Origin of the sequence: Elstera cyanobacteriorum, assembly GCF_002251735.1 — a bacterium.
Lineage (GTDB): Bacteria > Pseudomonadota > Alphaproteobacteria > Elsterales > Elsteraceae > Elstera > Elstera cyanobacteriorum.
On the sequence record NZ_NOXS01000030.1, the window covers coordinates 99,032 to 110,556 of the forward strand.

The window sequence follows — 11,525 nt, forward strand, 5'->3', positions numbered from 1 at the left end:
ATTCTGACTCAAGATTTGTTAACAGAGTCGGAATCCGGCACGGTCTTGCTATCTTACACCCAGTATCACCGCATTTTTTCGATAAACGCAGCCATAACGTGTTTAATTCCAGCAGCTTCGAAGGCGACTTGCAACTTATCGCCATCGGCAGCCTCCACAACCCCCGATCCGAACTTCTGGTGAAAAACCCTTTCACCGACAGTGAATTTCGGCGCTGAGCCCGAGACGAGGCGCGCGGCCTTGCCTTCAATCACCGGCCCCCGGCTGGGCGCGGCGCGGCGTGCGGCCCAGCGTTCGGCATTGGTTTCGCCGCCGCCATAGGACGAACCACCGAAACTGGCGCCGCCATAGGTTTCGACCGTTGGGCGACGATAGGCTCCAGCAAGGCCGGTCGCCGCCGATAGATCGATCTGATCGCCCGGCAATTCGGTGATGAAGCGCGACGGCAATAGCGACTGCCATTGGTTATGAATGCGCCGGTTGGCGGCATGGAAGACGTAAGCGCGCTGCCGGGCGCGGGTTAAGCCGACATAGGCGAGGCGGCGTTCTTCCTCCAGCCCGCGCGCCCCGGTTTCATCCAGGCTGCGCTGATTGGGGAAGACCCCTTCCTCCCACCCCGGCAGAAACACCGTATCGAACTCCAGCCCTTTGGCAGCGTGCAGGGTCATCAGCGTCACCTGCGCCTGCCCGCTCTCCTCCGCCCGTTCGGTGACGAGGCTGACGTGCTCCAGGAACGCGGGCAGCGTTTCGAACTCTTCGACCGCGCGCACCAATTCCTTCAGGTTTTCCAGCCGCCCCGGGGCTTCGGGCGATTTATCGGCCTGCCACATGGCCGTATAGCCCGAATCGTCCAGCACCTGTTCGGTCAGTTCGGCGACGGATAGGCCCTGCGCCAACTGCCGCCAGCGGTCGAAATCGGCCAGAAAGCGCGACACGGCCTTGCGCGCCGCCGGTTTCAACTCGTCGGTCGTCACCACGTCATAAGCCGCCAGGGTCAGCGATAGGTTCGCCGCGCGCGCCGCCCGGTGCAGGGTCTGCAACGCAACATCGCCGATGCCGCGCCTGGGGGTATTGACGATCCGCTCGAAAGCCAAATCATCGTCGGGCTGGGCGATGAGGCGCAAATAGGCAACGGCATCGCGCACTTCCGCCCGTTCATAGAAGCGCAGGCCGCCGATGACGCGGTACGGCACGCCGAGGGTCAGCAGCCGTTCTTCGAACTCGCGGGTTTGGAAGCCCGCGCGCACCAGAATCGCCATATCGCCCAGCGACTGGCCGTCGCGCTGCAAGGCTTCGATCTCATCGCCAATCTCGCGCGCTTCTTCCGACCCATCCCAGACGCCGCGCACTTTGACCGGCGCCCCGCCCGTTTGATCGGTCCAGAGGGTTTTGCCGAGACGGCCTTCATTATGGGCGATCAAATGCCCCGCCGCCGCCAAGATCGGCGCGGTGGAGCGGTAGTTTTGCTCCAGCCGGATCACTTTCGCGTCGGGGAAGTCCTTATCGAACTTCAGGATATTATCGATTTCCGCCCCGCGCCACGCATAGATCGACTGATCATCGTCACCAACGCAGCAAATATTCTTGCTCTGCTGGGCCAGCAGCCGCAGCCAAAGGTATTGGACGACGTTTGTATCCTGATACTCATCGACCAGAATATATTTGAACTTGCGGTGATACTCGGCCAGCACGTCCGGGTGCTGCTGGAAGATCGTCACCATATGCAGCAACAGGTCGCCGAAGTCGCAGGTATTGAGAACCTTCAACCGCTCCTGATACTGGCGATAGAGATCAACCAGCCGCCCGCCGGCCAGCTCCCCGCCATCATCCAGCTTCAATTTTTCCGGCGTCAGCCCGCGGTCCTTCCAACGCTCGATAGTGCCGAGCAGCAGTTTGGCGGGCCAGCGTTTCTCATCGACCGAATTGGCCTGCAAAATTTGCTTCAGCAAGCGAAGTTGATCGTCGGTATCGAGAATGGTAAAGCTGCTTTTGAGGCCCACAAGTTCCGCATGGCGTCGCAGCAACCGCGCCGCGAGGGCGTGGAAAGTGCCGAGCCAAATATCCTGCGCCACCGGGCCGATCAGATTGGCCACGCGCTCCCGCATTTCTCGCGCCGCGCGATTGGTGAAGGTCACGGCCAAAATCTGCCAGGGCTGCGCCCGGCGGGTGACGATCAAATGGGCGAGGCGCGTGATCAGCACCCGCGTCTTGCCCGTGCCCGCCCCCGCCAGTACCAGCACCGGCCCTTCCGTCGCCTCTACCGCCGCGCGCTGCGGCGGATTAAGGCCGGTCAGATAGGCTGGCGGCGCGTCGGGGGCATCCGGTTCGGGAAGATCGGCAAAGGAATCGTTCATGATCCGTTGTCTATACTGGACGGACGGCGGAAAGGCTACAGCGGCCTTCCGCCTCTGGACTTACGGGGCAATAGGTCTAAATCTGGGATAGAAACGCCAAGAAGGAAACCGGCATGCGGATCATTTGGGCCAGTCTCGGCGGGGTCGCGGTGGTTCTCGCCATCGCGGGTATCCTGCTGCCCTTACTGCCGACGACGCCGTTTCTGCTGCTGGCGGCCTTTGCTTTTGCCCGGAGCTCTCCCCGCCTCGAAGCCTGGCTGCTGGGGCACCGTCACCTCGGGCCGCCGATCCTAGCGTGGCGGGAGCAGCGGGCCATTGGGCGCAAAGCCAAGCGGCTGGCGCTGGCGACAATGGCGGCCACCCCCGTGCTGACATGGGCGGTCGGCGTCGATCCGATGATTGTCGCGCTCCAGGTCGCCGTGCTCGCCGCCGTCGCCCTCTTCATCGCCACCCGCCCGCTGCCGCAGACGGAGCGGCTTTAAGGCCTTACGCTCGGACGCGCGCGACGAATTGATCGACCTCGTGGCGCAGCGAGCCTGCCGTTAGCGCCAATCCCGTCGCGGCGCTTTGGACCGAGCCCGAGACGGCGGCGGCGGTCGTTGTCGCATCGGCAACCTGCAGAATATTGCGGTTCACCCCAACCGCGCCCTGCGCCACTTCCTGCACCGTCCGGGCGATTTCCTGCGTCGCGGCGCCCTGCTGTTCGACCGCAGCGGCGATGGCGGCGGCGACCTCGTTCACTTCGCGCATGGTCCGCGTGATATCGGCGATATTGCCGACGGCGACTTGGCTTTGGCCGCCGATAGTCGAAACAAGACTACGGATTTCCTCCGTCGCCCGCCCGGTCTGGGTTGCCAGCGCTTTAACTTCCGCCGCGACCACGGCGAACCCCTTACCCGCGTCCCCAGCGCGCGCCGCCTCGATGGTCGCATTCAGCGCCAAGAGGTTCGTTTGCCCCGCGATGCCGTTGATCAGATCGACGACCTGCCCAATGCGCTGGGCATCGCTGGCCAACTGCCGCATCTGCTGTTCCGAATGGTCGGCCGCGGCGCTGGCCGCGCCGGTGATGCTGGCGGCGTGATTGACCTGCCGCCCAATCTCACCAATTGCGCTCGTTAGTTCCTCAGCGGCGGCAGCCACAGTCTGACTATGCCCGACCGCAAGATCGGAGGCGCTGCGCACGTCCTCCGCCCGGTTCTGGGTAACGCCGACCGCCGTCGCCAATTCATCCGCCGACCCGCGCATATCCTGCGCCGCCCGGCCCACATCCTCGACGATATGGCGAACGCTGGCTTCGAACCCATCGGCCAGCCGGTGCAGGGCGGCGCGGCGCTCCTCCTCCGCCCGGCGTTCGGCATCGGCTTTCTCGCGGTTCAACTGTTCGACGGCGACAGCGTTGGCGTGGAAAACCCGCAAGGCTTCCGCCATTGCGCCGATTTCATCCCGGCCCGTATCCTCGACCAGCGCGGTATAATCGCCCTGGGACAGGCGCCCCATCGCGCCAATCAGGCGCATCAGGCGGCGAATGATCCGGCGGCTGACGTAGAACCAGCCAATGCAAACCGCCAGAACCACCGCCCCCGCTGCAACCCCAAAAAGCTGCCGCACCCCTTGGGTGATGACGTCGCGCACGTCCTGCGCCGCCGAGGTGACGCCCGCCCGCGCTTCTGCCACCAGCTTGGCCGTCCGGTCGCGCAACCGGTCGGCAATCGTCGCGTTGGAGACCAACAGCAGGTCGCGGTCCTGACCATCGAGCAGCAAATCGGTTTGCTTCTGAAAGGGCGCGCTGGCCAGCAAGGTTACCCAAGCATCGCGCGGCGGGGCGATTTCGGCCTGATCGGCGGCGGAGAGGCCCTCCACCAAGCGGGCCAGCGTCACCTGCTGTTCGGCAACGACACGGCCTGCGCGAGCCACGGCCTCGGGATCGGTCATCGCGGGCAGGGTTTGAATTTGCGTGACCAGCCGGGCATTGAGTTGCCGCAGCAAGGTGCCGGTCTCGGCGTGCGAGAGCCGCGCCGCCGATTGATCGAAATCCTGAGCGGTCAAATCGACCGACAGCATGGTTTCCGCCAGAGCGCTGCGGGTGGCGCTGGTGCTATCCACCAAACGGCGGATATCGGCCAGCATGCGGGCCATATCGTCGATATAGGAGATATAATCGGTGATTTCCGACGCATCGGTGGTCGCCCGCAACGCCTCGATCAACCGGCGGGCGTCTGCTTGGGTCGGCTCGACCTTTTGCCACAGCGCGGCCCTACGGTCGGCATCGGGCGCCGCCACCAGATCGGGACCGTAGCTCGCCAGCCGTTCCGCCGTCGCCGCAAGCCGCAGCGCGGTTTCGATTTGCGGCAGCCGCTGATCGGCGACGAGGCTCATGCGCTCCGCCACATCGGCGAAGGCCACCCAGGCCACCAGCGCCGCCACGATGGGCAGCGCCGAAATTGCCCCGAAAGCCAGCCAGAGCCGCCCCCGGATTCCCAGTGCGGATGCAGACGTTATCATCGTTCGGCCTATCGTTAGGAAATACCGGAACCCTTACCGGCAAACGATGAACATATTGTGAAGAAGCAAAAATTGTTAACACGAAAACTCTGGCGCGGAGTCTTGGATTTATTTCGATCTCAAAATAAGAAAGAACGCCGCCCAAAGGGCGGCGTTCCTGCAACTTATCAGCGAAGTAAAACTGATTACTTCTTGATGTTCGCCAGAAGCGACTTCACTTCGTCGATGCTGGCGGTCACACGGGCGCTGATCACCGACGCGGCATCCTGGTTCGACTTGGCGAGCAGGTCGGCCAGTTCCTTCATGTTCGACAGGGCCTTTTCAAAAGCCTGCTTGGCGAGGTCGGTCTGCTTTGCCAGCTTTTCTTCCGGCGTGCCCTGGGCCACGGCATCGCGCAGGGCGGCGGCGGTTTCTTCCAGGGTCTGGCGCAGAATTTCGGCCTGACGGCGACCAACGGCCTGAAGGCCTTCGAAGGCGAGTTGGTTGGCGGCGGTGATCGCTTCGATGTTACGGCGCTGGGCGCTGACCAGGGCTTCCACATCAAGGCCGGGGATCTTGTAGTCGGCGGCGATCTTGGTGAAGTCGATATCGAAGAACGGGTTCTTGGTCATGGCAGTCTCTCCGGGTTGGCGTTTTTGCTGCGGTGCAACATGACTAAACCTTGTCACAGCTCCAGCCTAATTTCAAGGCATTTTGTGCGCTGCAACATAACTCTTACGTGCAACCCTGCCCCTCGCCAAAGACAGGAGGCCTTAGGAGGCGTCCGCGGTCGGCGGGGCCATATCTGGTATGGTCGGCAAGGCCAACGGCCAGCCCTGAATACGCTTCAGCGCCTGATCGACCGCCTTCATCGTATCCGACATATCCGGGTTCGGATCGCTTATAAAGGTGCGCAGGGCCAGCCCATAGGCGAAGGCGAGCGGCTTGGCGCGCAGCACATCTAGGATCCCGCCAGTCGCAAGCTGCGCCGCTTCCAGCGCCCAGACCATCGACGGAATAAGATGCGGCGAGAGGGCAACGAGCAGATGCGGTGCCCCCCGGCGCGGATCGGGTAGCAAGGCCAGCGCCTCCCGCCCCGGCGCCAGCGCATCGAAGCGGCGCATCAGGAGCGCGAAGAGCCGGTCGCGCACGGGGCCTTCCTGCTCATCCGCCGACAGATCAGCGAGCATCGCAGTATCCGCCGCCCGGTTCCACGCCAAGAGGATCGAGAGTTTATGGGGAAAGCGTGCCTGCACGTCGGCCAATGGCACATCGGCCCGCCGCGCCCACTCGGCCATCGGCACCTGATGCCAGCCGGTTTCGGCAATCGCCCGGCTGACCGCCAGCAAAACAGGATCGGTCATCGCACCCCCTTGCGTTTCCCGGTGGCAGACTAGCAGAAAGCTGGAAGAATTACGCGCCCAATTCCCCGGCGCGGCGGGTGGCGGCGGCAATCGCCCGGGTCACGATAGGCTGCCAGCCGTCGGGCCCCATCAGCACCTTAATCGCCTCAATCGTCGTGCCGCCGGGGCTACAGACATTCTCGCGCAGGGTTGCGGCGGGCAGGTCGGACTGATGCACCAATTCCCCGGCGCCAGCAATGGTGACACGCGCGAGCCGCCCGGCGACATCGGCGGGCAGACCCACGGCAATACCAGCCTCGGTCATCGCTTCGATCAGCGCGAACACATAGGCGGGACCGCCGCCCGATAGGGCCGTGACCGCGTCAATCTGTTTTTCTTCCGTCACCCATTCAACGGCGCCGCAGGCGGTCAGCAATTGGGTGGCGAGGGCGCGCTGGGTGGCTGAAACCTTATCGGTCGCCACACAGACCGTCACCCCGCGCCCGATGGCGGCGGGCAGGTTCGGCATCGACCGAACGATGGGCAAAGCAGCGCCCAAGTGTTTTTCGAAATAAGCGATGGTCTTGCCCGCAGCAATCGACAAGATCAGCGGTGCGCCCGCGATCTTCGGTGCCAAGGCCGCCAGCGCCCCATCCATCATCTGCGGCTTGACCGCGAGAACGATGGCATCAAGGCCGCCTAGATCCCCCAAACCCGCCACATCGGGAACCCACGACAGGCGGGCATCGCCCGCGAGGGCGGGGTCGGTCGGTTGATGGGGATCAACCACCAAAACGCGGTCTACCGCGCCCGACGCCAACCATCCCCGGGCCATCGCCCCGCCCATCTTGCCGCACCCAAGCAGCAGCAGCGCGAGACCCATGACTTAGGCTTCGCCGACGGTTTCGAACAAAGCGGCTTCCAAGGCTTCCTCGGCGGTCTTGCCGCCCCAGATGACCAATTGGAAGGCCGGATAAAAGCGCTCGCACTCGGTAAAGGCGGCATCGACCAGATCTTCGAGCTGCTCCAGCGACGCGCCCGTTAGCAGACCGCGCAGCGGCAGCGTGTGGCGGAACAACGGCATGCCGTCTTCCTGGCTTACTTCGACATGGCCGATCCACAGGCGCTCGTTGATCATCGCCGTCAGCGTGTAAATCTCGCGGCGGCGGGTTTCCGGCACCTTGGCGTCGAACGCGCAGGAGAAGTGCAGCGCGCTAACATCGTCGCGCCAAACGAAGAACAGGCGGTAATCGCACCAGCGGCCGCGCAGTTCCGCAACCAGTTCGTCATCACTCGCCCGGTCGAACGGCCATTCGTTTGCCGTAACGATGTCTTCGACCAAATCGAGCGGATGAGACGGGATATCGGGCGTTGTCTCACGAAGGGTGGTCATACCTATCGCCTCCGGGCGAACCAAAATAAAGAACGAGACCTAAGCCCAGAGCAACCGGCTGGTGTCCTCGCCACCGAAGTCTTCGCTTGTGCAAACGAAGTTCCATAGGCAGCGATACCGGGCCAACGCCGAAAAGGCAAGCCCGGTATAGGTCGTTTTCCAAAAACGCAGAGCAGAAACCCTAGCTAAACTGCGGGGTCCGCCGCGGGTTTTGCTTTGGCGCGAGGCCGCTTAGTGGGCGAAGGTTCATCCTGTTTCGCAACAGCGGCGAGTTTGGCTTCTAGCGCCGCCACCCGCGCCTCGAGGGCGGTCTGTGCCTCCCGAGCCCGCACGGCAACGTCGCGCATGGCTTCGAACTCATCGCGGGTCACGAGGTTCAGCTCTGCCAGCAGCCGTTCGACCCGGCTGCGCGCGAGACCATTGACCTCGGCCTTCAGCCCGGCCAAAGCGCCGAGCGCCCCCCCGGCAACCCGGGCGCCATCTTCGAAAAACCGTCCTTGCTGTCGCATCGGGACTGCCTCCTTCCACATTGGCTCACCATGCCGCGCCCGGCAGGGCACGGCAAGCAGGGTAAGACCGTATCACCCGCTTTATGACGGAATTACGCCACCCAAACCCGCCGATTAATCGCGGAAATTCTCAAACTGCAGCGGCTGTTCGATTTTAAGCCCGCGCACGAGGGCAATCGCTTCCTGCAAATCGTCGCGCTTTTTGCCGGTCACGCGCAGCTCATCGCCCTGGATCGCCACCTGCACCTTCATCTTGGCGTCCTTGACCGCGCGGGTGATGGTTTTCGCCACATCCTGCGGAATGCCCTGCTTCACCGTAATGACCTGGCGCACGCTGGCGCCGGTGGCTTTTTCCACGGTCTTATAGTCGAGGGCGCTGGGGTCGATCTTGCGGCGGGTGAAATGCACCTTGAGCAGCTCGTGCATCTGATCGAGCTTCAGTTGATCGTCGGCCAGGATCGTTAAATCATTGTCCTTGCGCGTGATCTCGCACTTCGACCCTTTGAAATCGAAGCGGGTGCCGATCTCGCGGACGATATTGCCAAGGGCATTATCAACCTCGGCCAGATCGGTTTTCGAGACGATGTCGAAAGACGGCATTGCGGGCGCTCCTGATCAATCCTGCTCTATCGGCGGCATTGAAAGGCCGGATCGGGCCGTGGGGGCAAGCAAAAAATCATGCGTCGGAATCCGAAAAACCCCCTCTTGAACCCGCGCGCATCGCTGCTTACCTCCAGGGGGTCGGCGCCGAAGTCGGGCTGACACCTTCCAAAACGGGGCGCGCCATCGCGGCGGTCCCAGTCACCATGTTGCTTCTCAAGGAGAATATGGAATGCGTACGCTTAATCTCAATCCGCTCTTCCGCCAGACCGTTGGTTTTGATCGGCTCATCCATCTGATGGATGCCGCCCAGCGCGCCGAAGACGCCGGTTCCTCCTACCCGCCCTATAATATCGAAAAGCTGGCCGATGATCGTTATCGCATCAGCATGGCCGTTGCGGGCTTTGCCCCGAGCGATATTACCATCGTCGCCAAGCCCAATCAGGTGACCGTCAGCGGACAAGCCAAGGCCGACGACGAAAAGGCCCAGTTCCTGCACCGGGGCATCGCCGGCCGAGCGTTTGAACGTAAGTTCGATCTGGCCGACCACATCCGCGTCGATACTGCCGCGCTGGAAAACGGCCTGCTGCACATCGAGCTTGTCCGCGAAGTGCCGGAAGCCATGAAGCCGCGGACCATCGCCATTACAACGGCAAACCGTAACGGCGCAGTCCCGTCGCTCGCGGCGGCGGAATAGGGTTTCTGCCCAAACCTGACGCGTTAACCAGGTTTGCAGCGCACACAAGCCACCTCTGAATGATCCGGCCCCCGCAGGAGTAGCAACCTGCGGGGGTTCTTCTTATAAGGGGCGCGGGCTGGGACTATTACCGTATTACGCAAGAATCCTATTGGGTCGCCCCAAACTATCCCGTAATTTAGAAAATAGCGGGACAGAAGGTCCATCGACCATGGCTGGCAAACAAGAAGGCTAAACAGCAGACGCATGCACGACGACATATATGAGCTACATGTCGCCGAAAGCGGGCGTTGGCATTTGCAAGAACGCTTTCGAGGGACACAGAAGGACGAAGCCGTCGAGGAGGCGAAGCGCCATTTTGCGTCGCCATCGGTAGAGGCTGTCCGCGTCATTCTCGAAAAATACGATGAAGGCGAACAGCTTTTTAAGCAGCGCACCATCTATCGCCAGTCGAAACAGAAGGTCGCGCCCCCGATCAATCCGCCCGTTCAAGCCGCGCCGCGCCGGGTGGCAGCCGCAGCGCCGATCAGCCGAGGCGGCGCCGTTCCCCGCACCGCGCAGGCGCGGCCCCTTGGCTCAGCCGCCAGCGTCCTCGCGTCCCCGTCAGCCCCGCCGCCGAAGCCTAAAACCGATACGGACCCCCCGCAGGAACGGTCGCTAGCCAGCCGGTTGATCCTCTCAGCGCTGATCGCCGTCGGCCTATCAGGTATCGGCGTCCTCTTGCTGACTGGCGTTTTGGGGGGCGAAAATGGGCCGTTGGCCCATATCGATCCGATTGTCATCTATCTGCTGGCCCTCCTGGTCTTTGCCATCGCCTTCTGGATTTCGTTGCAAGTGTTCGGGCGCACGGCGGGCCGCCGCCGCCCAGTTCCGACCGACGGCACCGAGGCCCCCGCCGACACCCCTTCCGCCGACCCGACCGAGAGCCCCACTGCGGCCCGGACATCGTCAACCTCGGGTGACGCCGCTAATAAGCCCATGAGCGCCGCCGAAAAGGCGCGTGCCGAGGCCGAACAAAAGGCCATCGAAGAGCGCGGACTCGCGGCGATTCTGGGGCTGCAACTCCCGTCCGACGGCGATGCAACACCTGCGGCGGCATCCGCTGAGACGGGGGCCGAGGTAGCGGCACCGGCGCAAGCGGTCGAGACGGTCGCGGATGCCGCGCCGGAAAAAGCCGCTGCCGAAGCGCCTAATTCAGCCACCCAGACTGCAAACCGCGATTATCTGCTGACATTCCTGCGCGACTCGCTGGTTCATCCCGCCACCCAGGCCTTCACGGCAGCGGGCCTTGACGGGCGCAACCGCTTTGCCTGCCACCTCTATGTTCTGGGGGCGGCAGAAGCCATTTTGGCGAAAACCAAGGCCGGGCGGCAGGAGCTGCCGCTGATCATTGGCCCCGCGCTAGAAGCCCTTGGGACCGGGGCCGACCGGGCGGGGACGTTCCTATCGCGGGCCGCCGATTACCAACGGGACGCTAAATTCAGCGCCGCCATTGATGCGGGCCGGGCAGCGATGACGGGACGCCTGCAAAGCGGTAGCGGCGGCGCCGAAAAGCTGGGTCCGGCACTGGAAGCCTGGAACGGCCTGACCGAAGCGGCTCAAAAGACGCTGGATATCGCCATTCTCTTCACCGATATGGTCGCCTCCGTCGCTACCACCCAGCGCTTAGGCGAAGAGCAGGCGATGCGGCTGGTCCAAACGCATAATTCCATCGTCGCCGTTGCCCTAAAGCGCCATCGCGGCCATCAGGTGAAGCATACCGGCGACGGGATCATGGCCGTCTTCCCGCGCGTCGCCGATGGGCTGGCCGCCGCCGTCGATATCCAGCGCCAATGCGCGGATCATAATAACGTCACCCCGGGCGAACAGATTATGCTGCGCATCGGCCTGTCGGCGGGGCAGCCGGTCCAGGAAAACAATGATTATTTCGGCACTATCGTGCAGCTCAGCGCGCGCCTATCGTCCTTGGGCGAGCCGGGCGATATTCATTGTGATGCCACATTTGCCGATTATGTGAAGGATAGTCCCGTCGCGCCGCTTAGCGCGCCGTTCGATGTTCCGTTGAAAGGCTTCGCCCAGCAGCAGACCGTGTATCGGGTGGACTGGCAGAGCGATGCACCGATTGCCGAGGCGTCGGAATAATCGTCG

Annotated in this window: 11 protein-coding genes; 3 read left to right on the plus strand and 8 right to left on the minus strand. The window is 63.1% G+C overall.

All coding sequences use genetic code 11. The annotated features are described in order from the left end of the window. Nucleotides 1–65: 65 nt before the first annotated feature. Nucleotides 66–2,354: an ATP-dependent helicase gene (locus tag CHR90_RS06390; RefSeq protein WP_094408165.1), complete on the minus strand. Its 2,289-nt coding sequence runs from the start codon at nt 2,352–2,354 to the stop codon at nt 66–68. A gap of 113 nt (nt 2,355–2,467) precedes the next feature. Between CHR90_RS06390 and CHR90_RS06395 the strand changes: the two genes are divergently transcribed. Further along, the gene (locus tag CHR90_RS06395) at nt 2,468–2,836 is read left to right on the plus strand and encodes a YbaN family protein (protein ID WP_094408166.1); all 369 of its coding nucleotides are present in this window, start codon (nt 2,468–2,470) and stop codon (nt 2,834–2,836) included. Between the two features lie 4 nt (nt 2,837–2,840). On the opposite strand, the gene CHR90_RS06400 is transcribed toward CHR90_RS06395, so the two are convergent. From CHR90_RS06400 to CHR90_RS06430, 7 genes are all read right to left on the minus strand, one after another. Next, complete coding sequence (locus CHR90_RS06400) at nt 2,841–4,856, minus strand: methyl-accepting chemotaxis protein (RefSeq protein ID WP_094408167.1); 2,016 nt, start codon at nt 4,854–4,856, stop codon at nt 2,841–2,843. Between the two features lie 185 nt (nt 4,857–5,041). Continuing rightward, nucleotides 5,042–5,467 carry a phasin family protein gene (locus tag CHR90_RS06405; protein WP_094408168.1) on the minus strand — a complete coding sequence of 142 codons (426 nt, stop codon included), beginning with the start codon at nt 5,465–5,467 and terminating at the stop codon, nt 5,042–5,044. 141 nt (nt 5,468–5,608) lie between these two features. Then, nucleotides 5,609–6,199 (minus strand): hypothetical protein, encoded by a 591-nt coding sequence (locus CHR90_RS06410; RefSeq protein ID WP_094408169.1) that lies wholly within the window; start codon nt 6,197–6,199, stop codon nt 5,609–5,611. 49 nt (nt 6,200–6,248) lie between these two features. Beyond that, nucleotides 6,249–7,061 carry a pyrroline-5-carboxylate reductase gene (gene proC, locus CHR90_RS06415; protein ID WP_094408170.1) on the minus strand — a complete coding sequence of 271 codons (813 nt, stop codon included), beginning with the start codon at nt 7,059–7,061 and terminating at the stop codon, nt 6,249–6,251. Nucleotides 7,062–7,064: 3 nt separating this feature from the next. After that, nucleotides 7,065–7,571 carry a type III secretion system chaperone family protein gene (locus CHR90_RS06420; RefSeq protein WP_094408171.1) on the minus strand — a complete coding sequence of 169 codons (507 nt, stop codon included), beginning with the start codon at nt 7,569–7,571 and terminating at the stop codon, nt 7,065–7,067. A gap of 185 nt (nt 7,572–7,756) precedes the next feature. Beyond that, nucleotides 7,757–8,080 carry an accessory factor UbiK family protein gene (locus tag CHR90_RS06425; protein ID WP_094408345.1) on the minus strand — a complete coding sequence of 108 codons (324 nt, stop codon included), beginning with the start codon at nt 8,078–8,080 and terminating at the stop codon, nt 7,757–7,759. A 114-nt stretch (nt 8,081–8,194) separates the two neighbouring features. Further along, the gene (locus tag CHR90_RS06430) at nt 8,195–8,680 is read right to left on the minus strand and encodes a YajQ family cyclic di-GMP-binding protein (RefSeq protein ID WP_094408172.1); all 486 of its coding nucleotides are present in this window, start codon (nt 8,678–8,680) and stop codon (nt 8,195–8,197) included. A 232-nt stretch (nt 8,681–8,912) separates the two neighbouring features. Here CHR90_RS06430 and CHR90_RS06435 point away from each other — a divergent pair, with 232 nt between their 5' ends. Further along, the gene (locus tag CHR90_RS06435; RefSeq protein ID WP_094408173.1) at nt 8,913–9,377 is read left to right on the plus strand and encodes an Hsp20 family protein; all 465 of its coding nucleotides are present in this window, start codon (nt 8,913–8,915) and stop codon (nt 9,375–9,377) included. Nucleotides 9,378–9,623: 246 nt separating this feature from the next. Further along, complete coding sequence (locus CHR90_RS06440; protein WP_094408174.1) at nt 9,624–11,519, plus strand: adenylate/guanylate cyclase domain-containing protein; 1,896 nt, start codon at nt 9,624–9,626, stop codon at nt 11,517–11,519. Nucleotides 11,520–11,525 lie beyond the last annotated feature (6 nt).